We start from the raw sequence: 22800 nt of genomic DNA on the forward strand, positions 1-22800 counted from the left end.
CCCGACAAAATCACTCAACTACCTTTGCCAAATCTGCTAAAATAATTGACGACAAAAATAACACTTCAAAAGGCACACAAACATGGCTCTTCTGCAAATTTCCGAACCCGGCATGTCTGCCGCTCCGCACCAACACCGCTTGGCCGTCGGTATCGACTTGGGCACCACCAACAGCCTCGTTGCCTCCGTTAAAAGCGGCAGCGCCGTTTGCCTGCCCGACGAAAAAGGCCGCGTTACCCTGCCTTCGGTTGTGCGTTATTGCGGCCGAGACGATATCGAAGTCGGCTACGACGCGCTCAAGGCTCAGAAAATCGACCCCGTGAACACCATCAGCTCCGCCAAACGTTTGATCGGGCGTACTTTGGAAGATGTTCAGCAAGAAGCCCGCTATCTGCCTTACCGCTTCGGCAGCAACGAACGCATTATCGAGTTGCACACCCGCGCGGGCGACAAAACGCCGATTGACGTGTCCGCCGAAATCCTCCGCACTTTGAAACAGCGTGCCGAAGAAAACCTCGGCGGCGAGCTTGTCGGTGCCGTGATAACCGTGCCCGCCTATTTCGACGATGCCCAACGCCAAGCCACCAAAGATGCCGCGCGTTTGGCCGGATTAAACGTTTTGCGCCTGCTCAACGAACCGACCGCCGCCGCGATTGCTTACGGTTTGGACAACCGCTCGGAAGGCACGTTTGTGGTGTACGACCTCGGCGGCGGCACGCTCGACGTATCCGTGTTGCAGCTCACCAAAGGGCTGTTTGAAGTAAAAGCCACCAACGGCAACAGCGCGCTCGGCGGCGACGACTTCGACCACCGCTTGTTCTGCTGGCTGCTGGAGCAAAACAAACTCTCGCAACTCAACGAGCAAGACAGCCAACTGCTGCTCAGCCTTGCCCGCGCCGCCAAAGAAACGCTCACCACCGACACCAGCGCCACCGTGCAAACCGTGCTTTCAGACGGCCGCACGGTCGATACCACCATCACCCGCCAAGAATTCCACAACCTCACCCAACATCTGGTGGCCAAAACCATCGAACCGGTAAAGCAGGCCTTGAAAGACGCAGGCGTGGGCAAAGCCGACGTGAAAGGCGTGATTATGGTGGGCGGCTCCACCCGCATGCTGCACGTTCAGCAAGCCGTGGCCACCTTTTTCGGCCAAACGCCGCTCAACAACCTCAACCCCGACCAAGTGGTCGCACTCGGCGCGGCGATACAGGCCAATGTGCTGGCGGGCAATAAAAACGAAGACGAATGGCTGCTGCTCGACGTAACGCCCCTGTCGCTCGGCCTCGAAACCTACGGCGGGCTGGCAGAAAAAATCATCCCGCGCAACAGCACCTTGCCCACCGCCCGCGCTCAAGAGTTCACCACCTTTAAAGACGGCCAAACCGCGATGACAATTCATGTGGTACAGGGCGAGCGCGAACTCATGTCCGACTGCCGCAGCCTCGCCAAATTCACTTTGCGCGGCATCCCACCGATGGTGGCCGGTGCCGCCCGCATCCGCGTTACCTTCCAAGTGGATGCAGACGGCCTGCTCTCCGTGTCCGCCCGCGAACAATCCACCGGCGTGCAGGCGCAAATCGAAGTAAAACCTTCCTACGGTCTCGACGACGAAACCATCACCAACATGCTGAAAGAGAGCATGTCGAACGCCTCCGACGACATGGCCGCCCGCGCCCGTGCCGAAGCCGTTGTAGAAGCTGAAGGTCTAACCGCCGCCGTAGAAACCGCGTTGGAAATGGACGGCGATTTGCTCAACGAAACCGAACTTGCCGCCATCCGCGACAGCATCGCCGCTTTGCAAAATCTCGTTCAGACAGGCAATGCCGACGAAATCCGCAATGCCGTATCCGCGTTAGGACATGCTACCGACGACTTTGCCGCCAAACGTATGGATAGGAATATCAAGCGGGCTTTGACGGGGCAGAGGGTGGAAGAGATTTAATAGGTGCTTGGAATTGAACGCAACTATGGTTTAATTATTTAATTTTAGTTTTTATCTTGAATAAAGAGCGTATGGTGTGGAAAAAGACGGAAATAATTTCTATTTCAATTAATGTTTTATCATTATTTACGGCCGTTTGTGCCGCATATGCTGCATATTCTTCAGCTCAATCGGCCAAATACCAACTACAAACATTACGACCATATTTAGCAATAGCGCCGATGTTGGCGGCAGATTTGGGTATCTTTATCTCCAATGAGGGTTTAAGTCCTGCCGTTATTGAATCTATTACTATAAATGGGAAGAAATATAGTTCGTTTACTACTGCGAATTGGCATCAACTGCTTCAAGATGCCCAATTGCAAAAATGCAATTATCTCTTAAGATTCGGTTCTATAAACCGAGGAACAGTTATCAGGGCAAATAGCACTGAAGAACCTTTAATTGCATTAAGTAAAGCAAATATAACAGACACAGATTGTACAAAATTTTTATTGAGATTCATTCATGAATCAGATATCAAAATCACTTACTATTCTATTTATGATGAAAATGGCCGGAAATTTGTAAGTGAAAAGCTGAAAATTTATTGAAAATTATTTAATTTATGCACCCGATGTAAAATTTAATTTATTTAATAACGAAAGAACACATGCCGAAAGTAACCGTACTCCCACACGCCGAACTCTGTCCCGAGGGCAAAGTCATTGAAAATGCGCCCGAAGGCCAAACCATTTGCGATTTGCTGCTCGACAACGACATCGAAATCGACCACGCCTGCGAAAAATCGTGCGCCTGCACTACCTGCCACGTGATCGTGCGGCAGGGTTTCGACAGCTTGGAAGAGCCGTCTGAAATCGAAGAAGACCTGCTTGATCAGGCATGGGGATTGGAAGCGGAATCCCGTTTGAGCTGCCAAGCCAAAGTCGCCGATGAAGATTTGGTGGTGGAAATTCCCAAATACACCATCAACCATGCGCGCGAACATCATTGATAACAGAGAGGCCGTCTGAAAACGTACCGGCGGGTAAAACCGAACCGCGTTTGTTTTCAGACGGCCTGAGAATGACGAAGGAACACATCATGAAATGGACAGACACCCAACGCATCGCCGAAGAGCTTTACGACACCCACGGCGATATCGACCCGAAAACCGTCCGCTTTACCCGTTTGCGCGAGCTGATTCTTGCATTGCCCGATTTCGACGACGATCCCGCCCATTGCGGCGAACGCATTCTCGAAGCCGTGCAACAGGCTTGGATTGACGAAGCGGAATAAGCCGTTGCAGTTTAAGAGGCCGTCTGAAAACTTTTTCAGACGGCCTCCGGTTATATTGGAACGTTTCAACCGTAGGTGAGATGTGTCGCTTTGCCTCTGAACGCCCAGTAAGCGAAGATGCTGTACGCAACGATAAACGGCACGGTAATGCACACGCCGATAAGGGTAATCACCAAGGTAGGCGTGCTGGCGGCAGCTTCCCACACGGTAAGCTGTCCGATCACGGCGTAAGGATAGAGGCTGATGCCCAAACCGACGGCGCACAAGATCAGGGCAAAGATGGTGAGGGCGAACGGCTGCCAAATGCGGCAGTGCAGAATGTTTTCGCTTTGCAGCAGCAGTTTGGCGCGCAGCAGGCAGAACGCGCTCAGAAGCGGCACGGGCGCGAGCCAAAGCATGTTGGGCAGGGTGAACCACCGCTCGAAAATGCTGTGGCGGATATACGGCGTGGCCAGCGAAATCAGCAGCAGACAGCCCACCACCGGCCACCATGCCTGATTCGCCCAACGGCGGGCTTTATGTTGCAAGTCGCCTTCGGTTTTCGCCACCAGCCAGCAGGCGGCGAGCAAAACATATACGGCGGGCACGGTGGCCATGATGCCGAGTGAAAACAAGTAATCAGATACGTCGGTGCCGAACGCAGTAATGTAACGCCCCAGCATCCAGCCCTGCGTGAGCGCCATGCCCGCCGAACCGAGCATAAAGGCGATGTTCCACAATTCTTTGTGGTTGTCGTCGGCTTTCACGCGGAAATCGAACGCCGCGCCGCGCACGATCAGGGCAAACAGCATAAAAGTGGCGGGCAGATAAAGATTGCCCAACACGATGGTATTGGCTTTGGGGAAGGCGATAAACAGCACGCCCGCGCCGAGCACCAGCCAAGTTTCGTTAGCATCCCAAAACGGGCCGATGGAGCCGACCATCACGTTTTGCTCGTCGGCTTTCGCACGCGGCATCAGCATGCCCACGCCCAAATCGAAGCCGTCCAACACCACATACACGGTCATCACGAAGCCGAGCAATCCTAAAAAGACCAAAGGCAGCCAGTAATTCCAGTCCATTATTTTTCCTCCGCGTTCAGACGGCCTACCGGATTCAGACGGCCTTTATTGTGGATTTCGTGTTCGGGGTGTTCCGCCATATATTTCAACACCATCAGATAAGAAAGCAGCATGGCGGCGTAAAGCACGAGATACATCACCAGCGTTAAACCGACATCGCCCGCAGGCACGATTTTGGTTACGGCTTCGGCGGTCGGCAAAATGCCCTGCACCAAAAACGGTTGGCGGCCGATTTCGGTAACGTACCAGCCCGCCAGCGTGCCGACCCAGCCGATAAACGTCATGCCCGCAAAAGTGTGCAGCAACCAGCGCGGCAAAGTGTGCGGCTGCCAGCGGTGCTTACGCAGGCGGTACCAGCCGTACCAGCTTACCAACAACATCAGCATGCCGATGCCGACCATGATGCGGAAAGCGAAAAACACGGGCGCAACCGGCGGCTTGTGTTCAAACTCGCTCAAGCCTTTGATTTCGCCGCTCATGCTGTGCGTGAGGATCAGCGAGCCGAGATAAGGAATTTTGACGGCGTAGTCGGTTTCCTGCGTTTTTTCGTTCGGCCAACCGATCAGCGTAAGCGGCACGTTTTGCTCGGTGTGCCATACCGCTTCGATGGCGGCGAGCTTGGCCGGTTGGTATTCTTTGGTGTTCAAACCGTGCGCGTCGCCCGCGAAGATTTGCAGCACGATGGCGACGGAGGCGGTAGTCAAGCCGGTTTTCATCACATTGGCGGTGGCGGAGTTGGCCGATTTTTTCAGAATCTGCCAAGCGGAAAGGCCAACCAGCAAAAACGATACCGTCAACACCGAAGCCAGCATCATGTGTACGAAACGGTAAGGGAAAGAGGGGTTGAAAATCACTTGTAGCCAATCAGCCACATGGACGATGCCGTCTGAATCTATCCAATGCCCTTGCGGTGTCTGCATCCACGAATCCAACACCAGAATCCAGAAAGCCGAAATACTGGTGCCGACGGCGACAATGGTCGAAGCGATCATGTGCACGCGCTGGCTCACGCGCTCGCGCCCGAACAGCATGATGCCGAGAAAACCGGCCTCCAAAAAGAAAGCCGTCAGCACTTCGTAGCCCAGCAGCGGCCCGGCCACGTTACCCGCCCGCTCCATAAAGCCTGGCCAGTTGGTGCCGAACTGAAAACTCATGGTAACGCCGGACACCACGCCCATCGCGAAGGTTACGGCGAAAACCTTAGTCCAAAAACGGTAAGCCTGAAGCCAGCCGTCGTTACCCGTTTTACCTGCTTTGTAGCGGAAATAAACCACAAACCAAGACAAGGCGATGCTGATAACGGGAAACAGGATGTGAAAACTGATATTGACCGCAAATTGAATGCGACTGAGGATTAAAGCGTCCATCGGATTTTCCTGTTTTGATGTGTGTGTTTACAACGGGGCAAAAGTTTACTCTTCTGCGCGGGTAAAGGGTGTTTTATTGCAAAACTTAGCAGAGTGCGGAAAGCGGGTTTTAAGGCGGCCTCGGTAAACCGAAGGTGTAAAACCTTTGATACGGCGGTACAATAGCCGCTTTTTCAGACGGCCTTTTCAGATATGCAGTTGATTTTGGCACCCATGCAAGGGTTGGTTGACGACGTGATGCGCGATTTGCTGACCCGTATCGGCGGGTTCGACGAGTGCGTGAGCGAATTCGTGCGCATTACCCATACCGTGCACTCGCGCCAGACCTGGCTGAAATACGTTCCCGAAATCGCCCGTGAAAACAAAACCTTTGCCGGCGTGCCCTGCACCGTGCAGCTTTTGGGCAGCGATGCGGAAAACATGGCGGTAAACGCGTTGGAAGCCGTCCGCTTCGGTGCCGACAAAATCGACCTCAACTTCGGTTGCCCCGCACCCACCGTCAACAAACACAAAGGCGGCGCGGTGCTGCTGAAAGAGCCGGAGCTGATTCGCCATATCGTCCGCACTTTGCGCCAAAGTCTGCCCGACCATATTCCGCTCACCGGCAAAATGCGTTTGGGCTTTGAAGACAAAACGCTCGCGCTGGAATGTGCCGCCGCCATTGCCGACGGCGGTGCCTGCGGCCTGACCGTACATGCACGCACTAAAGTGGAAGGCTACGAACCGCCCGCGCATTGGGAATGGGTGCGCAAAATCCGCGAATCCGTGCCGATTCCGGTAACGGCCAACGGCGATGTGTTTGCTTTGCAGGATTATCTCGACATTAAAGAGGTAAGCGGTTGCAGTAGCGTGATGCTCGGGCGCGGCGCGGTGATGCGGCCGGATTTGGCGCGGCAGATTAAGCAGTTTGAACGCGGAGAAACCGTTACCGAAGCGGATTTTGCCGAAATCGCGGGTTGGATAAACCTGTTTTTTGACCTGTGCCTCGCAAAAGAAGCCAACAACAAATACCCTGTCGCCCGCTTGAAACAATGGCTGGGCATGATGAAAAAAGTGTATCCGCAGGCGCAGGAATTGTTTGAACTTATCCGCACGCTGAAGGAAGCGCACGAAGTGAAACAGGTGTTGCTCGGGTTTGAACTCATGCAACGGGCAAAAAGATCATCAAACTAAAAAGGCCGTCTGAAAACTTCTGTTCAGACGGCCTCTCATCATTTGCTGTTTACCAGCAGCACGCCGGCTACGGATATCGCTCCGCCCAGCAGCATCGACATTAAAATCGGTTCGCCCAGCAGCAGCGCCGAAAGCAACACGCCGAATACGGGTACCAAGTTGTTGAATATGATGGTGCGGGAAGGGCCCACCGCGCGGATGCCCTGATAGTACCAAACGAATGCGGCAACCGTACCGAATGCGCCCAGATAGAAAATGGAAGCCCAAACCTGCCAGTTGAACGATGCCATATCAAGCGAACCGAATTGGCCGGCCGCCCCGATACCGAGAAAGAGCGTGCCCCAAAGGGTGGAATAGGTGGTGGCGGCAATGGGGCTGAGCGAGGTCAATACCTTGCGGGAAATCAGGGTGTAAACCGTCCATGCGACTACGGCGCACGTCATTAAGACTTCCCCCAAACCCACCGATTGGCTGATATCGTGCATGGTGCCGGCCAAATCGCCGCGGGTAATCACGATGGCGGCACCGAAAAGGGCGGTGGCGATGCCTATCCAGCGTTTCGTTCCGAGCCGTTCGCCCATGATCAATGCGGCCGCCAGCGCGGTGGTGATGGGGCTGAGGCTAACGAACAAAGCCGTTCTGCCGGCAGGTATGTGGGAAAGCGCGCCGAAGAAAAAGATGTTGTAGAGAAAAATACCGGTAAGCCCCAGCAGCGCGGTGCCGATCATCTGCTGCCGGTTGAGGCGGGGCAGGCCGTGTTCGATTTTGTACGAAGCCCAGATCAGCAGCATCGAGGCGATAAGGAAACGCCCGAAAGCGGCGGTCATAAGCGGTATGGATTGTGCCAGCACCTTGCCGGCAATGAACGTGCCGCCCCAGAATAAAGCAGCCAGTACCAGTTTCAGGGCGAGCAGCGGAGGGATGGGAAGTTGGGTGTTACCGGCAGACGCGGGAAGCGAAGCTTGAGGGTTGTCGGCATGCGTTAGCGGAGTTTCCATTTTTAAATGCCTTAAACGGGCGGAGTACGTTGTTTTCCCCGCATTGGCAGGAAAAATAAAGCATTCACTGTTCAATGCGGATTGGTAAGGGGGACGGTTGTTTATGCCGTTCGAGGCCGTCTGAAAACGAGTAGCGCGGTTTCTACGGAAACCGAACGTTTTTCAGACGGCATCATTTATACGGCCGGAGCGGTTTGGCGAGCGCCGCGACCGGCCGGCTTTTTTATGTTCATTCAGCGCAAATCGGGCAACACATTTAAGACGGCCGACAAAATCGCTTCGCCCAAACGCAGAGAACGTTGGCCGTTCCAGCCGAAATCGTCGTCGGGCAGGTTGTTGTTGTCTTTAAACGGCATTTCCAGCGTGAAGGCCAAGCAGCGGAAGTTTTCGCCGACCCACGTGGTGGCCATGCTCATATTGGCTTGGCCGGGCGCGTCTTTGTCGTAACCGTGTTCGTCTTGGAAATCTGGGCTGGCGGCGGTAAAGGCTTGTTTGAACTGCGTTTCCAGTGCGGCAATACGCGCATCATACGAAGGTACACCCTCGGTGCCGGCCATAAACACAAACGGAATGGCTTCGTCGCCGTGAATGTCTAAAAACAAGTCCACGCCGGTTTCGCGCATTTTTTCGCGGACATAATACACTTCAGGGCTGCACTCGATGCTCGGTTCCAACCATTCGCGGTTGAGGTTGGCACCGGCGGCATTGGTACGCAGGTTGCCCAACACCGAGCCGTCGGGGTTCATGTTGGGTACGATATAAAACGTGGCGCGGTCGAGCAAAGCGCGGGCGGTCGGGTCTTGCGGATCGAGCAGGCGGCCCAGCAAACCTTCGATAAACCACTCGGCCATGGTTTCGCCGGGATGCTGGCGGGCGATGATCCACACTTTCAAATCGCTGGCCACTTGGTTGCCGATGGTAAGCAGGTTGATGTCGCGGCCTTGCACGGTACTGCCCAAGTCGTCAATCTGGCACAGGCCGCTGCCTTGCGCGTCGCCGAGCAGGTTTAAATGCTGCTCGTGCGAATACGGCTCGAAATAAGCGTAGTAAACGCTGTTCGCGAGCGGCGTATGCTCGATGGTAAACACGCCGTTTTCATAGCGGGAAGGCACGCGGAACCAGTTGCTGCGGTCGTAGGAGGCTACGGCCTGATATTCTTCCCAACCGGCGGGGTAGGCGGAAGAAGCGGCGTTTTCAAAGTGCATCACACAATTTTGATAGGCTGCGCCCTGCAAGCGGAAATAAAACCATTGGGCGAAATCGGAAGCATTATCGGGGCGCAGGTTCAGGCGGATATTGGCAGGGTCGCTCAAGTCAATAACGCTGACGGAGCCTGCGTCGAATTGGGTGCTGATTTTAATCATGTGTTGTCCTGTCGGTGTTAAGCCGCCGAAAATGCGTTCAACGGCGGCCGGATAATCAATATTGTAATACTTTTCGGAAAAGGCTGTAACGGGGCAAGTTATAATAGAATCGTTTTAGACAATCGGACTGGTAACATGAAGCTCACTTTGATGTTTCGCGAATATTGCAGCCTCTGCCACAAAATGCGCGATGCTTTGCAGCCGTATCGGGAAGCATACGGATTTGATTTGGAAATATTCGATGTAGATGACGATCCGGTGCTGGAAGAGAAATACAATGAGTTGGTGCCGGTGTTGCTGCATGGCGAAACGGAAATCTGCCATTGGTTCTTGGATGCGGAAAAACTGGAAGCCTGTTTGAAAGAGCAGGCCGGCAAATAATTTCCGGCGTTTCCGCGCGTGCATATAAAAAGCCGCCTGATGAACTCGGGCGGCGTTTTTTTAGGCACGCAATAAAATATGGGTATCAGCGCGACGAGCTGATGCGTGCGGCGTGGCCGTTTACAGGTTTGCGTGCGTTGAATGCACGCTTGGCAGCCTGAAAAATGGCCTGACGTCTGCGGTGTTGCATAAGCGTCTCCTTTCGTTGTTGTTGTCATTTGTGAGAGTAATACGCAATATAATGCTGATTGGTGTTTATTACAAGATTAAATTTGATAAAGATTGTTTATCTTGGTAAGCAGTTGGGATAAATGGTACAAAAAAGGGTTTGAGTGGGTTTGTGTCGGCTTGATTATATGATCGGCGATTGATTTATAACCATTCCGCCAGAACAGAGCTGTTTAAATTCCACGCCCAGATGCCGTTGCCGCTGCCGTCCAATCCGCGCAGGAACAGGTAACGCACGGCGATTTGGGGCTGCGGAAGGCCGCGTATCTTGAAATAGCGGGCAACGGCGACGGCGTAAATCAGGGCTTGCAGGTAGTAGTGGTGCTCGGCCATCGCTTCGTTCATGGCCGTTTGGGTGTAGTCGGCGGCGGTGTCGCCCAAGCGGTTGGATTTATAGTCGATAATGCAAACGAGGCCGTCTGAATCCTGATACACCATGTCGATAAAGCCGTTGAGAAAACCTTTCACGGCGGCAAAGTCTAGTTGTTGCGCGGCGGCAACGCATTCGGATGGCAAGTTGAGATGCGGACGGGCAAACCATTCGCGCAGGCGGTTCAGGTTGAAATCGTGCATGTAGAGCGTGAAAGCCATTTCGGGCAGGCGGCGGTCGGCGGCGATATCGGCTAGGGCGTGTTTGCCGGTGAGCGGGGTTTGGCGGACATGCTCGAGCATGGCGTTGACGGCAGGCAGCCAAGTAGCGTCGAAGCCATAACGGGCAAGGGCGGCGGATATGGCTTCGGTTTGGGAGGTTGCGGAGACGGCGAAGTCGAAATGTTCGAGTATTTCATGCAGGCACACACCGGCGTTGGTGCCGCGCGGAAAGGCGTGGATGCCGTCTGTTCCGCTGTTTTCAGACGGCATCTTTTCAGACGGCCTGTCTATGCTGCTTTCGGCGGGATCGATAGCGGGTTGCAGTTCGTCGCGTTCGGAATCGCGGCTGCGGGTGTGGCGGCTCAAGCCGGTAAAGCTGGTGTGGCGTATCAGCTCGAAAGCTCTCTCGGGAATGCTTGCCGCTTGGTAGAGGCCGTCTGAAAACTGCATGCCGTGATATACGGTTTGAGTAGGAGCATCCTCCGTGAAAACAAATTCGGTGTTTTCAGAGGCATTGTCAATAAAACGCTGCCAGTTGGCTTTCAGCATCGCCACGCCTTCTTCGTTTTTGGCCGCTTCGTATGCCGTTTTGTTTTCGCTGCGGGTGGCCTGTCGGCCGCCCTCCAATAAATAAGCGAAAGTGTTGTCGGCGGTGTCGCTGCAATAAGCGGCGTAAATATTGAGCTGCTCTTCGGCGCGGGTAAGGGCGACATAGAGCAGGCGCAGACGTTCGGCGAGTTCTTCGTCGGCCAGCAACTCGGTATCGGTGTCGTCGAGCTGGTGTTTGGCAAGCAATACCGCCTGCCGGTTTTGATGAAGAATCTGCCATTCGGCGGGTTTGTTGTCGGCGGCATCCCACACGAACGGGCAATACACCAGCGGATACTGCAAACCTTTGGCGGCGTGCATGGTAACGATTTTGACCAAGGCATCATCACTTTCCAACCGCAAGATGTTGTTTTCGCTGCCGCCGCTTTCTTGTGCAGCCTGAATTTGTTCCAACAGCCACTGGTGCAGCGACGAGGGCGTGTGGCTTTGCTCGTCTTCTTCGGCCAGATGTTCAAGAATCTGGTGGTAGTTGGTCAGGCTGCGTTCGTTGCCTGATTTGAGCAGCCCTGTTTCGATGCCGTGCCGCGCGGCAAACTGCTGCATGGCAGCGTAAATGCCGTGTTGCCGCCATGTGGCGGCGGTGGCTTCGGCGGAGGCAATCCATGCGAGCAAGGCGTTTTCGTCGTGATTGAGGGCGTAGAGTTCGGCTGCGGTTTGCCGGAACAGGATGCTGCCGAGCACGAAACGGAACGGTTCGGTTTGCTGCGGTTGCAGCCAGAAACCGAGCAGGGCGGCGACGGCTTCGGCTTCCGGGGTGGCGAATACCGATTCGCGGCTGCGGATAACGCTTTGCACGTTGCGTTTTTTCAGCTCTTGCGACACCAACAATCCTTCGTTGTGGGTGCGCACCAGCACGGCGATCTGCCCCGATTGCAGCGGGCGCGCCTCGGAATCGGCGTTTTTCTGATAATTCAGACGGCCTGCCGCCGCTTCGTTGAGGGCTTGGGCGATTTCGTCGGCACAATATTCGGCGGCACGGCGGCGCAGCCTTTCTTTGGCGGCGGAATTGTCGTCGTTGCGGTTAAGCCAGCGCACCTGTATCGCGGGGCGGGCGGGTTTCAGACGGCCTGCTTCGCGCGAGGCGGCGACATCGGCGTAATTGATGTGTTCCAGCACGAAGGGGCGGTTTTTTTGTTTGAACAATGCGCCGATACCGTTAATCAGCTTGGCATGGCTGCGGTAGTTGGTGGCAAGCGTGTAGTGGTGTTCGGCATCTTCGGCGGCTTGGAGATAGGCGTAAATGTCGGCACCGCGAAAGCTGTAAATCGCCTGTTTGGGGTCGCCCACCAGAAACAGCGGGTTGCCTTGCCGGATAAACAGGCGGCTGAAAATTTCGTATTGCAGCGGGTCGGTGTCTTGGAATTCGTCTATCAGCGCCACTTTCCAGTTGTCCGCCACGGTTTCGGCCAAAGTGCGGCGGTGCGGGCTTTGCGTGAGCGCGTGGTAAACATCGAGCAATAAATCGTCGAAACCGCGTTCGTGGCGGGATTTTTTTTGTTCGGCCAAGGCGTTGTTGATGTGCTCGAGTAAATCGAGCTGCAAAACGGTGAGGGTGTTTTTTTCTTCTTCCTCGACGGCGGCAAAGTCGCGTTCCAGATTGGCGAGTATTTGCAGGTCGGCATAGGCGGCAAGGTCGGGTGCGGTGTTTTTTTTAGTTTCGCTTTCCAATGCATCTACGGCGAACATCGCCAGTTTGTCGTTAGATGCAGGTAAAAGATTGTTTTCATCGGCTTGTTGCAGCTCGGCAAACAGGTTTTCAAAAGAGGTTTTGCGGTAGCTCCGGCCGTTCAGGTTGGGATATACCCGCCAAAATGTTTCGGTGAGTGCGGTTAGGTTTTCACGCACTTTTTGCCATGTTTGCTGCAAAGTTGCCGTTGCACCGGCCAAATCGGCTTGAGGCCGTCTGAAAACCAAATACGGGCGGCTGATGAATTTTTTTATCTTTGCCAACACGGTTTGCGGGGTTTGTTTGCATTTGAACACCAACCGCGCCAGCAGGGGATCGTCGGACACGTTTGCGCGCCAGAAGTCTTCGGCGGGTACGAGCAGGCGTTCGCGGTTGTCTTCGGTGAGTTCGACATCAAACGGCACTTGGCAGAGAAAGGCGTAATCGCGCAGCAGCCGCTGGCAGAAACCGTGGATGGTGTAAATCGCGGCATTGTCGAATTGGCCGATGGCGGCTTTCAGGCGCACAATCAGCCGTGCTTGCGGTTCTTGGCTTAAGGCTTGGGTAAGCAGCGGCAGAATAAAGCCGTCGTCTTTATGCTCGCGTTCGCAATAGGCTTGCAGGCCGTCTGAATCGTTTACGGCATTCGGATTGTCTTCCAATGCCCGCAGAACCTCGTCCAAGCGTGCGCGCAAACGGGTTTTCAATTCGGCGGTGGCGGCTTTGGTAAACGTAACCACCAATATGCTTTCGACCGGCATTTTCTCGAGCACCACCAGCCGCGTGAACAGTGCGGCAATGCCGTAGGTTTTACCTGTGCCGGCGGAGGCTTCGATCAGATTGGTGCCTTGTATGGGAATGGTGAGCGGGTTGAAGGGTTGGTGATGGGCGGGCATGGCGGTGGGAGTGTTAATCGGTTGGCGGCATCATAGCATTTCTTTGAGGAATCAGGGGAATGGAAAAGGCCGTCTGAAATGGGGTTTCAGACGGCCTGATCGGAAGGCTTTTTCAAAGAGGCCGTCTGAAAAGTTACAAATCCTGCAAACGTTCTACCGAAGGCGCATAATAGTAAGCACCTGAAACGGCGGCGGAAAGATGTTTCAGCAGCAAGTCTGTTTTGCCGTCGGTATCGCCGAACATACTCAGAAGTTGGGCTTCGATATTGTGCAATGTGCCGCAATAAGCAATAAACATCAGCCCGTGTTCGCCCGATGCCGTGCCGTAGGGCAGGCTGCGGCGCACGATTTTCAAGCCGACACCGTTTTCTTTGATGTTGACGCGGCCCAAGTGTGAATCGGGCAGGCGCACGTCTTTGCTGAATTCTTCGTTGGCTTCTTTGCTGCGGCCTACGGCGGCTTCTTGTTCGGCCAGTGGCACTTGATTCCATTTTTTCAAGTCGTGGCGGTATTTTTGCAATAATACGTAGCTGCCGCCGCTGTCGGGTCTGCCCGAAGGAATCGTGCCGACCGCCTGTATTTTTTCGTCGCCGTGCGGGTTTTCGGTGCCGTCTACAAAACCGTCCAAACCGCGTTCTTCAATCCAACGGAAGCCATGGGTTTCGTCTTTTACATCAATGTCGTCGCCGAATACATCGAGTATTTCCATGGCCAGAGAAAAGTTTGCATCGGGGCGCAGAGATTGGATGTGGAACATAATGTCGCGCTGGGTGGCGGGGGCAAGGCCATTGCCGAGCGGTACGAAAGGTTTGATTTCGCTGCCTTCCTGCGTGTGGCCGAAACCTTTCCAATATTCGCTGCCGAATGCAATCGTGAGGCCGAGTACGGCATCGGGGTATTGGTTTTGTAGTTTGGCGAGGGTTTCGAGGCTTTGGCGGCAGGCGGTTTTAATCTGCTCACGGCCGCCTTTGATATTGGCTTCAATAAATATGGCGGCTTTGCTGTGATCTGGAATGATGGCGGTTTGCGGTTTCATTATGTTATGTTCCTTTCAAAACAAATTATTATAAGATTATAACTGATACGTGCAATCAGTTTAACGGGAATATTTATGAGAATATTTGCTTTTATTTTGATTTTGCTCCTGTTGCAGCTTTCCACCTATGGTTTGGGACGTTCGCTGCAATGGTTGCTTGCACCTTATATCGGCCAACACGGTAAACACCGGTTGATGGGCGCAGCGTTTTTCATTACCAACGCGCTGATTGCAGGATTGGTTTTTCAGCTTGGCCACGCAGTGTTCCGCTGGATGGCTTTGTGGATGGTGTTGCTGCTGTTCGTGATGTATGCGGCGTTGGCTACGTTTGCGCTGTATCTGTTGCTGCGACGTTTTATGCGGCAAAAGCCCATGTCGCGCAGTTTGCGGTTGTTTGCGCCATTGTTTGTAGCCGCGCTGCTCGGTTGGTCGCTTTACCATGCTTATACGCCGGTTGTACGGCATGCAGAAATTACGATCGATAAACCGCTGGAAAAACCGTTGCGTATCGGCATGGCCAGCGATATGCATTTGGGCGTGCTGTTCGGAGCCCGCCAGTTGGACAAACTGGCGGACATTATGAACCGTGAAAAAGTAGACATTATCCTGCTGCCCGGCGATTTGATGGACGATAACGTGAAAGCCTACCGTGCGGAAAATATGCGCCCGCACTTGGAAAAACTGCGCGCACCGTTGGGCGTGTATGCCACGCTGGGCAATCATGATTTGTTCGGGCACGAACGGAAAATCTATGAAGAAGTGAGCAAGGCCGGTATTCGCGTGTTGACTAACGAAAGCATTGTGGTCGATCGCCGGTTGCTGGTGGTGGGACGTAACGACGATTTGGATAGAAACCGCCCCTCGGCTGAAAAATTGTTGGAAAACGAAGATACTTCCATGCCGGTATTGCTGATGGATCACCGGCCTACCGACATTGCGCTTCATGCCGGACTGCCGATAGACGTGCAGGTTTCCGGCCACGTGCATAACGGCCAAATCGCTCCGGCCAATTTGATTGTCCGCTTTCTGAACCGCCTACATTACGGTTACGAGCAAATCGGCAACGGCCATTTTTTTGTTACTTCGGGTTACGGCTTTTGGGGCGTACCGTTGCGCTTGGGCTCGCAGTCGGAAGTATGGATTATCGATGTGGCGGGCAAATAGCTGAAAATGGCTTGAGGCCGTCTGAAAACATTTCAGACGGCCTTGAATAAAAAGCTCCCGATTAGGGAGCTTTTGTTTTTATCAACGGAGCAGGCGAATTAAGCCTTTTTGTTGGCCAAAGCCGCTTTGATGTAAGCGGTAAACAGCGGGTGGCCTTTGCGTGGCGTGGAGGTGAACTCGGGGTGGAACTGGCAGGCGAAGAACCACGGGTGGTTGGGCAGTTCGATGGTTTCTACCAAACGTTCGCGGCCTGCGGATACGCCGCCGATCACCAAGCCGGCTTGTTCCAGTTGCGGGATGAAGTTGTTGTTGACTTCGTAGCGGTGGCGGTGGCGTTCTTTGATGGCGGTGCTGCCGTAAATTTTGGCGGCGAGGCTGTCGGGTTTTAATTCCACTTCTTGTGCGCCCAAACGCATAGTGCCGCCCAAGTCGGCGTTTTCGTCGCGTTTTTCCACGCTGCCGTCGGCGGTTTGCCATTCGTCGATCAGGCCGACAACGGGGTAGGCGGTTTTCAGGTCGAACTCGGTGGAGTTCGCGCCTTGCATGCCGGCAACGTCGCGGGCGTATTCGATGAGGGCGATCTGCATGCCCAAGCAAATGCCCAGATAAGGCACTTTGTTTTCGCGCGCGTATTTCACGGCGGCGATTTTGCCTTCTACGCCGCGTGCGCCGAAGCCGCCGGGCACAAGAATGGCATCCATGTCTTTCAGGCAGTCGGTGCCTTCTTTTTCGATGGCTTCGCTGTCGATATAGGTAATCTGTACGTCGGTTTCAGTGTGGATGCCGGCGTGTTTCAGGGCTTCGGTGAGCGATTTGTAGGATTCGGTCAGATCGACGTATTTACCGACCATGGCGATTTTAACGGTGTGTTTCGGGTTTTTAATCGCGTAAACGATTTTTTTCCACTCGGTCAAATCGGCTTGCTGTACGTTTAATTGAAGCTGCTCGCAAATGATGTTGTCGATGCCTTGGTTGTGCAGCATTTCGGGGATTTCGTAAATACTGTTGGCATCGTAGCTGCCGGCCACTGCGCGTTCTTCGACGTTACAGAAGAGGGCGATTTTGCGTTTTTCTTCTTCGGGCAGGATGCGGTCCATGCGGCAGATGAGTACGTCGGGCTGGATACCGATTTCACGCAATTCTTTAACGGAATGCTGGGTCGGTTTGGTTTTGATTTCGCCCGCTGCGGCAATGTAGGGAACGTAGCTCAGGTGTACGTATAGGGTATTGTTGCGACCGAGTTGGCTGCGCATTTGGCGGATGGCTTCCAAGAAGGGCAGGGATTCGATGTCGCCCACGGTGCCGCCGATTTCGACGATGGCGACATCATGGCCTGCCGCGCCTTCGTGGATTTTGCGTTTGATTTCGTCGGTGATGTGCGGGATAACCTGCACGGTGCCGCCCAAGTAGTCGCCGCGGCGTTCTTTGGCGATAACTTGTTCGTAAACTTGGCCGGCGCTGAAGCTGTTGCGGCGCAGCATGGTGGAGTTGATGAAGCGCTCGTAGTGGCCGAGATCCAAGTCGGTTTCCGCGCCGTCTTCGGTTACGAACACTTCGCCGTGCTGGAAGGGGCTCATGGTGCCGGGATCGACGTTGATGTAGGGGTCGAGCTTGAGCATGGTGACTTTCAAGCCGCGGGATTCGAGAATGGTGGCAATAGAAGCGGCGGCGATACCTTTACCTAGTGAAGATACAACGCCGCCGGTTACGAAAATAAATTTGGTCATGATCTTTACCGCTCGTTTTGAATGCGTGATTTTACCGTGAATGGGGTTTGCCTTCAACTTTAGAGGCCGTCTGAAAAACGATTGCTTTTCAGACGGCCTTTTTGTTTTGTGCGGCAAGCGCGGCTAGGCTTTTTTGGCTTCTTCGCGCAGTTCGCGGCGGAGGATTTTGCCGACGTTTGATTTCGGCAACTCGTCGCGGAATTCGATGTCTTTCGGCACTTTGTAGGCGGTCATCTCGGTGCGGCAGAAGGCGATAAGCTCTTCTTTGGTGAGCGAGGGGTCTTTTTTCACCACGAAGAGTTTCAGGGCTTCGCCGGTTTTTTCGCTGGCTACGCCGATACAGGCGACTTCGAGCACTTTGTCGTGGTGGGCGACCACTTCTTCGATTTCGTTGGGATAGACGTTGAAGCCGGAAACGACAATCAGGTCTTTTTTGCGGTCAACCAGTTTGAACCAGCCTTTTTCGTCAACCACGGCGATGTCGCCGGTTTCGAGGAAGCCGCGGCTGTCGATGGCTTTGGCGGTTTCTTCGGGGCGGTTCCAATAGCCTTTCATCACTTGCGGGCCGCGCACCCACATTTCGCCGGGTTGTCCTACCGGCACTTCTTTGCCGTCGGCATCACGCAGTTCGATTTCGGTGGAAGGCACGGGCAGGCCGATGCTGCCGGTGTAGGAAGGAATGCTGAGCGGGTTGCAGCATACGCCGGGGCTGGCTTCGGTAAGGCCGTAGGCTTCGACAATCGGCGTGCCGGTGATGTTTTTCCATTTTTCGGCCACAGGTTTTTGGGTGGCCATGCCGCCGGCTAAGGTGAGCTTGAGGGCGGAGAAGTCGATTTCGGCCAGTTCGGGGCGGTTGACCATGGCGTTAAACAAGGTGTTTACACCGATGAATACGCTGATTTTTTCTTTTTTCAATTCGCCCATGAAGCCTTTCATGTCGCGCGGATTGGTAATCAGCAGGATTTTGGCGCCGGCTTGGGTGAAGATCATCAGGTTAATGGTTAAGGCCAAGATGTGGTAGAGCGGCAGGGCGGCAATCACGATTTCTTTGCCGGGTTCCAATAAATTTTTAATCCATTCGGCGGCCTGCTGCATATTGGCGCAGATGTTGCCGTGGGTGAGGATGGCACCTTTGGCCACGCCGGTGGTGCCGCCGGTGTATTGCAGAAAGGCGGTGTCGTCGCGGGTGAGGGTAACCGGCGTGAACGGATGCGCCGCACCTTCTTTTAAGGCCGTCTGAAAAGGAATGGCGTTGGCGATGCGGTATTCGGGCACCATTTTTTTGACTTTGCGCACCACGAAGTTCATCAGCTTGCCTTTCAAGCCGAACATATCGCCGACGCTGGCGACAATCACGTTTTTCACTTTGGTGCGCGGCAAAACCAATTCCAGCGTGTTGGCGAAGTTTTCCAGCACCACGATGGTGGTCGCGCCGCTGTCGTTGAGTTGGTGTTCGAGTTCGCGCGGGGTGTAAAGCGGATTGGTGTTGACAACTATCATGCCTGCTTTCAATGCGCCGAAGAGGGCGATGGGGTATTGCAGCAGGTTGGGCATCATGATGGCGACGCGTTCGCCGCGCGGCAGTTTGAGGCTGTGTTGCAGGAACGAGGCGAAGTTTTCGGCCAGCTTGGCGGTTTCGGCGTAGGTGAGGGTTTTGCCCATGTTTTGAAAAGCGGGCAGATGGCCGTGTTTGCTTACGCTTTCTTGAAACACTTCGATAATCGAGTTGTAGCGTTCGGTGTCGATTTCGGCATTGATGCCTTGCTCGTAGCTTTGGAGCCAGATTTTTTCCATAAAGTGAGTTTCCTTGTTGTGAGGCCGTCTGAAAATCAGGTTGGCTTTTTCAGACGGCCTGACTGTTATTGTGTAATGATAACGGGTTTGTCGGTAGCCGTAATGATGCCGCCGCCCAAGCATACGTCGCCGTCGTAGAGTACGGCGGATTGGCCGGGAGTAACGGCCCATTGCGGTTCGTCGAACAGCAGCTCGGCGGTTTCGTCGTCGATGTAGCGCAGCTCGCACGGCGCATCGGCCATGCGGTAGCGGGTTTTGCAGGTGTAGCGGCCTTCGGCGGGGCGTTCGGGCAGTGTCCAGCTCAAATCGTTCATGGTCAGGCTCTTGGTGTAGAGCAGCGGGTGGTCGTGGCCTTGTACGACGATTAATCGGTTGCGGGTTAAATCTTTGCCGGCAACAAACCACGGTTCGCCCGCGCCGCCTATGCCCAAGCCTTTGCGCTGGCCGATGGTGTAGAACATCAGGCCGACGTGTCCGCCTACTTTTTTGCCCTCGGGCGTAACCATGTCGCCGTTGTCGGTGGGCAGGTATTTTTGCAGGAACTCGCGGAACGGGCGTTCGCCGATAAAGCAGATGCCGGTGCTGTCTTTTTTGGCGGCGGTCGGCAGTTTGGCTGCGGCGGCGAGGCGGCGGACTTCGGGTTTTTCCAAGTCGCCGAGCGGGAAGATGGCGCGTTCGAGCTGGTGCGGTTTGAGGCGGTATAAAAAGTAGCTTTGGTCTTTGTTGTTGTCGAGACCTTTGAGCAGGTAGTGCACGCCGTTGCGCACTTCTTTGCGGGCGTAGTGGCCGGTGGCGATCACGTCTGCGCCTTGTTCGACGGCGTAGTCGAGAAAGCATTTGAATTTGATTTCGGCGTTGCACAATACGTCGGGATTGGGCGTGCGGCCTGCTTGATATTCTTTGAGGAAGTAGGCGAAGACGTTGTCTTTGTATTGGGCGGCGAAATTGACGATGTCGATGTCGATGCCGATGATGTCGGCCACCGACATGGCATCGAGTGAATCTTGTTTGATGCTGCAATATTCGTCGTTGTTGTCGTCTTCCCAGTTTTGCATGAAAACGCCGCGCACTTGGTGGCCTTGTTCTTTGAGAAGGTACGCGGTAACGGAGGAATCAACGCCGCCGGATAAGCCGACGATGATGTTTTGCGGGGTGTTCGATATGTGCATGATGCAGATGCGGAAAATGGGGCGGGAATTTAAAGAAGAATTTTAACACAGGTTGGGTTGGTGTTAAGAAGAGGCTGTCTGAAAAGAATCGGGGTTGCGGAGGCGATGTTTTCAGACGGCCTGTTTGCTTAACGGGTAAAACGCATGTCGATGTGGGGGATGCCGTCTTCCAAATATTCTTCCGATACGGCTTCGTAGCCGAACCGCCGGTAAAACGGCAGCAGGTAGGTTTGGGCTTGCAGGTAGATGGTGCGGCACTGCCAGACGGTTTGGATGTAATCCATGCTGCGTTGCAGGGCTTCGGCAGCAAGACCCTGCCTGCGGTATTCGGCGGCAACGGCCAATCGGCCTATGGCTGCGGGGGCGATGGGATGGTCGGGCATTTTGAGAATGCGGGCGTAAGCGGCAACGGTATTTTCGTTGCCATAGTAAATGTGCACGGCTTCGAGGTCGAGGCCGTCTGAATCTAAAAATGCACAGTTTTGTTCGACCACGAAAATACGGCTGCGTAATTGCAGGATGCGGTAAAGCTCAAGGTTGGTAAGTTGGGGGAAGGTTTTGCTGTGCCATTGCATATTGATGGTTCGGTAAACAATAGGGTGGATAAATATCAAAGGCCGTCTGAATGTTTATTTTCAGACGGCCTTTCGGATTAGGATGTTGTTTCCTCTTCTTCAAGGGCGGAATCGGCATTTTCCGGCAGCAAATCGTTTTCGTTGAAGTCCGGTTCCGGTTCGCTCTCGAACACTTTGCCGTTTAATTTCAGACGGCCTTTGTTTAATTCTATCAGCGTGCGGATATCGCCTTCGTCCAATGTCAAATATTGCTCGCGCGCCATCGAGTTTACGGTGCTGTCTACCATCAGGCGCAGGGTTTCGTTGATGTCCTCGATGCTGGCGCGGCCTTCCGCGGCATCTTCGGGGTTAACGCTGAAGATGCTGCTGGCTTGGTTGATGGCCAGTTCTTCAAGCAGTTTTTGCGGCACGCGCATGTCGAGCTTGGCTTCGGTTTTTTTTACCATGGCGCTGAAGTCGTTCATATCGGCTTGGGTCAGGCCGTTAAAACGCATTTCGCCTTTCACATCGACCACGCCTTGCGGCATGGTAAAGTTGAAGGCTTTAACTTTGAGTACGGGATTTTGGATGAACAGCCCTGCAGCCTCGGTTTTGGCGGTTTTCAACAATTCGTTTTGAATTTGTTCTTCGGTCATTTCGGTCGAAGCAAGTTCGGCCATTTTGTTTTTGATGGCAAGCAGGCCTTTGGCATCGAGATGTTCGGCTGCGATGTCGATATCCAACGGGCCGTAACGGTCGTTGCCGTAGGTTAGGGTTTGGAAGCGGAAACGCCCTTCGCTGTCGATCCAGCCACCATTTTCATGGGTTTTGGTATCAAAGCGGAGTTTTTCAAGCAAGATTTTAGAAGGTGCAACCGTGCCGGTGGGGTTGATGAAGGCACCGATCTGCAAATCGGTAACCAGATTAACCAGTTCGTTTAATTTGACATTATAATCAATGCCTTCTTTCCATTGCAGCGAGAGTTTGTCTAAGGAAAATTCGCTGCTGCCCAACGCCAAGCGGTTGCTGCCGTCGATGGTTTGGGTGCGGACGCGCAGGTTTTCCATGCCGATATCGCCTTTGTCGGCCAGTTTGATTTGCAGAGCGGGCGCTGCGTAATCATGGGTGTAGTCTTGGAAATCGGCTTGGTATGAAGTGGTGCCTTCCAGCCCTTTCCAGTTGAGTTTGATACCGGAAAGTTCTTCATAATCGAAAGAAGGCACGTTTAATGCGATTTTTCCGTTTCCGTTTAAATAAACGGTATTGGTCATGCTTACCGGAGTTTGTCCGCCGAAAAAGCGTGCCAGCACTTTGGCTGTTTCGGGGTGGTATTTGAATTCGGTTTCCACATGGGCGCGAACGGGCGTCAATCCGCCTGCAAACGGGCCGTGTTTGATGTGGTTGACGACGGTAATCGGTTCTTTTAACACGGTTTTGAGATTGTCGGGCAGGTATTTTTGAGTGTTGTGAAGCAGGGTGGGTTTCAGGTGGATTACGGTGGTTTCGGTGGCACTAAACCAGCCCCGTTCGTATTGGTGCGATTCGACCGTTAAAAAGCTGGACTGTGCGAGCAGTGCTTGCTGTGCGTTCAGACTTTCTTCGGCTTTGGTGCCGAGATAGTAAGGCAGGCCGACAAAAACGGCGGCCAGCGCGACGAACACAACCAGTAATACGGAAATCAGGAGCTTTTTCATTGCTTCAAATAGATAAAACGGAAAGTTTGAAGAATAGCATCATTTATAGGATTTGTCTTTGCGGCGGTTTTCAGACGGCCTGATGTCATAATTGTTGGCAATATT

The 22800-nt window shown here is 53.9% G+C and carries 18 protein-coding genes; 7 read left to right on the forward strand and 11 right to left on the reverse strand.

Features of this window, described 5'->3' with window-relative positions; genetic code table 11:
- Nucleotides 1-82: 82 nt before the first annotated feature.
- From hscA to iscX, 4 genes are all read left to right on the forward strand, one after another.
- A complete protein-coding gene (gene hscA, locus Q0X97_RS01135) occupies nt 83-1945 on the forward strand; it encodes a Fe-S protein assembly chaperone HscA (RefSeq protein WP_302067655.1) in 1863 nt (620 codons plus the stop codon).
- Between the two features lie 71 nt (nt 1946-2016).
- The gene (locus Q0X97_RS01140) at nt 2017-2538 is read left to right on the forward strand and encodes a hypothetical protein (RefSeq protein ID WP_302065427.1); all 522 of its coding nucleotides are present in this window, start codon (nt 2017-2019) and stop codon (nt 2536-2538) included.
- Between the two features lie 59 nt (nt 2539-2597).
- Nucleotides 2598-2939, forward strand: a complete 342-nt coding sequence (fdx, locus tag Q0X97_RS01145) for an ISC system 2Fe-2S type ferredoxin (RefSeq protein WP_302065428.1) — start codon at nt 2598-2600, stop codon at nt 2937-2939.
- An 89-nt stretch (nt 2940-3028) separates the two neighbouring features.
- Nucleotides 3029-3223: a Fe-S cluster assembly protein IscX gene (gene iscX, locus Q0X97_RS01150; protein WP_302065429.1), complete on the forward strand. Its 195-nt coding sequence runs from the start codon at nt 3029-3031 to the stop codon at nt 3221-3223.
- Between the two features lie 65 nt (nt 3224-3288).
- Here the strand turns inward: iscX and Q0X97_RS01155 are convergent, their stop codons facing one another.
- Both Q0X97_RS01155 and Q0X97_RS01160 read right to left on the reverse strand, forming a co-directional pair.
- Entirely contained in the window at nt 3289-4284 is a 996-nt protein-coding gene (locus tag Q0X97_RS01155) for a cytochrome d ubiquinol oxidase subunit II (RefSeq protein ID WP_302065430.1), read from the reverse strand.
- The gene (locus Q0X97_RS01160; RefSeq protein ID WP_302065431.1) at nt 4284-5651 is read right to left on the reverse strand and encodes a cytochrome ubiquinol oxidase subunit I; all 1368 of its coding nucleotides are present in this window, start codon (nt 5649-5651) and stop codon (nt 4284-4286) included. The genes Q0X97_RS01155 and Q0X97_RS01160 overlap by 1 nt, the downstream gene beginning before the upstream one ends.
- Nucleotides 5652-5843: 192 nt before the next feature.
- Between Q0X97_RS01160 and Q0X97_RS01165 the strand changes: the two genes are divergently transcribed.
- Nucleotides 5844-6824, forward strand: a complete 981-nt coding sequence (locus tag Q0X97_RS01165; RefSeq protein ID WP_302065432.1) for a tRNA-dihydrouridine synthase — start codon at nt 5844-5846, stop codon at nt 6822-6824.
- A 38-nt stretch (nt 6825-6862) separates the two neighbouring features.
- Here the strand turns inward: Q0X97_RS01165 and Q0X97_RS01170 are convergent, their stop codons facing one another.
- The gene (locus Q0X97_RS01170) at nt 6863-7822 is read right to left on the reverse strand and encodes a DMT family transporter (protein WP_302065433.1); all 960 of its coding nucleotides are present in this window, start codon (nt 7820-7822) and stop codon (nt 6863-6865) included.
- A 233-nt stretch (nt 7823-8055) separates the two neighbouring features.
- Complete coding sequence (locus Q0X97_RS01175) at nt 8056-9186, reverse strand: M14-type cytosolic carboxypeptidase (RefSeq protein WP_302065434.1); 1131 nt, start codon at nt 9184-9186, stop codon at nt 8056-8058.
- 135 nt (nt 9187-9321) lie between these two features.
- Between Q0X97_RS01175 and Q0X97_RS01180 the strand changes: the two genes are divergently transcribed.
- The gene (locus tag Q0X97_RS01180; RefSeq protein WP_302065435.1) at nt 9322-9567 is read left to right on the forward strand and encodes a glutaredoxin family protein; all 246 of its coding nucleotides are present in this window, start codon (nt 9322-9324) and stop codon (nt 9565-9567) included.
- A 372-nt stretch (nt 9568-9939) separates the two neighbouring features.
- On the opposite strand, the gene recB is transcribed toward Q0X97_RS01180, so the two are convergent.
- The gene (gene recB / locus Q0X97_RS01185) at nt 9940-13557 is read right to left on the reverse strand and encodes an exodeoxyribonuclease V subunit beta (protein WP_302065436.1); all 3618 of its coding nucleotides are present in this window, start codon (nt 13555-13557) and stop codon (nt 9940-9942) included.
- A 133-nt stretch (nt 13558-13690) separates the two neighbouring features.
- Nucleotides 13691-14596, reverse strand: coding sequence for a Dyp-type peroxidase (locus Q0X97_RS01190; protein WP_302065522.1), 906 nt, complete (start codon nt 14594-14596; stop codon nt 13691-13693).
- Nucleotides 14597-14668: 72 nt separating this feature from the next.
- Between Q0X97_RS01190 and Q0X97_RS01195 the strand changes: the two genes are divergently transcribed.
- Entirely contained in the window at nt 14669-15757 is a 1089-nt protein-coding gene (locus Q0X97_RS01195; protein WP_302067656.1) for a metallophosphoesterase, read from the forward strand.
- Nucleotides 15758-15855: 98 nt separating this feature from the next.
- On the opposite strand, the gene Q0X97_RS01200 is transcribed toward Q0X97_RS01195, so the two are convergent.
- The 5 genes from Q0X97_RS01200 to Q0X97_RS01220 all read right to left on the reverse strand — a co-directional run bounded on the left by Q0X97_RS01200 (nt 15856) and on the right by Q0X97_RS01220 (nt 22695).
- A complete protein-coding gene (locus tag Q0X97_RS01200) occupies nt 15856-17484 on the reverse strand; it encodes a CTP synthase (RefSeq protein WP_302065438.1) in 1629 nt (542 codons plus the stop codon).
- 123 nt (nt 17485-17607) lie between these two features.
- Entirely contained in the window at nt 17608-19278 is a 1671-nt protein-coding gene (locus tag Q0X97_RS01205; RefSeq protein ID WP_302065439.1) for an AMP-binding protein, read from the reverse strand.
- Nucleotides 19279-19343: 65 nt separating this feature from the next.
- On the reverse strand, nt 19344-20447 hold the full coding sequence (gene mnmA / locus Q0X97_RS01210; protein WP_302065440.1) for a tRNA 2-thiouridine(34) synthase MnmA: 1104 nt from the start codon (nt 20445-20447) through the stop codon (nt 19344-19346).
- 128 nt (nt 20448-20575) lie between these two features.
- Nucleotides 20576-21022, reverse strand: coding sequence for a GNAT family N-acetyltransferase (locus Q0X97_RS01215; protein WP_302065441.1), 447 nt, complete (start codon nt 21020-21022; stop codon nt 20576-20578).
- A 77-nt stretch (nt 21023-21099) separates the two neighbouring features.
- Nucleotides 21100-22695, reverse strand: a complete 1596-nt coding sequence (locus Q0X97_RS01220; RefSeq protein WP_302065442.1) for a YdgA family protein — start codon at nt 22693-22695, stop codon at nt 21100-21102.
- Nucleotides 22696-22800 lie beyond the last annotated feature (105 nt).

Origin of the sequence: Neisseria sp. MVDL19-042950 (genome assembly GCF_030504625.1) — a bacterium.
Classification (GTDB): Bacteria; Pseudomonadota; Gammaproteobacteria; order Burkholderiales; family Neisseriaceae; genus Neisseria.

Bases quoted from the DNA above. Each gene is read 5' to 3' on its own strand.
- hscA (WP_302067655.1), top strand. From the start codon at position 83: ATGGCTCTTCTGCAAATTTCCGAACCCGGCATGTCTGCCGCTCCGCAC.
- Q0X97_RS01140 (WP_302065427.1), top strand. From the start codon at position 2,017: ATGGTGTGGAAAAAGACGGAAATAATTTCTATTTCAATTAATGTTTTA.
- fdx (WP_302065428.1), top strand. From the start codon at position 2,598: ATGCCGAAAGTAACCGTACTCCCACACGCCGAACTCTGTCCCGAGGGC.
- iscX (WP_302065429.1), top strand. From the start codon at position 3,029: ATGAAATGGACAGACACCCAACGCATCGCCGAAGAGCTTTACGACACC.
- Q0X97_RS01155 (WP_302065430.1), bottom strand. From the start codon at position 4,284: ATGGACTGGAATTACTGGCTGCCTTTGGTCTTTTTAGGATTGCTCGGC.
- Q0X97_RS01160 (WP_302065431.1), bottom strand. From the start codon at position 5,651: ATGGACGCTTTAATCCTCAGTCGCATTCAATTTGCGGTCAATATCAGT.
- Q0X97_RS01165 (WP_302065432.1), top strand. From the start codon at position 5,844: ATGCAGTTGATTTTGGCACCCATGCAAGGGTTGGTTGACGACGTGATG.
- Q0X97_RS01170 (WP_302065433.1), bottom strand. From the start codon at position 7,822: ATGGAAACTCCGCTAACGCATGCCGACAACCCTCAAGCTTCGCTTCCC.
- Q0X97_RS01175 (WP_302065434.1), bottom strand. From the start codon at position 9,186: ATGATTAAAATCAGCACCCAATTCGACGCAGGCTCCGTCAGCGTTATT.
- Q0X97_RS01180 (WP_302065435.1), top strand. From the start codon at position 9,322: ATGAAGCTCACTTTGATGTTTCGCGAATATTGCAGCCTCTGCCACAAA.
- recB (WP_302065436.1), bottom strand. From the start codon at position 13,557: ATGCCCGCCCATCACCAACCCTTCAACCCGCTCACCATTCCCATACAA.
- Q0X97_RS01195 (WP_302067656.1), top strand. From the start codon at position 14,669: ATGAGAATATTTGCTTTTATTTTGATTTTGCTCCTGTTGCAGCTTTCC.
- Q0X97_RS01200 (WP_302065438.1), bottom strand. From the start codon at position 17,484: ATGACCAAATTTATTTTCGTAACCGGCGGCGTTGTATCTTCACTAGGT.
- Q0X97_RS01205 (WP_302065439.1), bottom strand. From the start codon at position 19,278: ATGGAAAAAATCTGGCTCCAAAGCTACGAGCAAGGCATCAATGCCGAA.
- mnmA (WP_302065440.1), bottom strand. From the start codon at position 20,447: ATGCACATATCGAACACCCCGCAAAACATCATCGTCGGCTTATCCGGC.
- Q0X97_RS01215 (WP_302065441.1), bottom strand. From the start codon at position 21,022: ATGCAATGGCACAGCAAAACCTTCCCCCAACTTACCAACCTTGAGCTT.
- Q0X97_RS01220 (WP_302065442.1), bottom strand. From the start codon at position 22,695: ATGAAAAAGCTCCTGATTTCCGTATTACTGGTTGTGTTCGTCGCGCTG.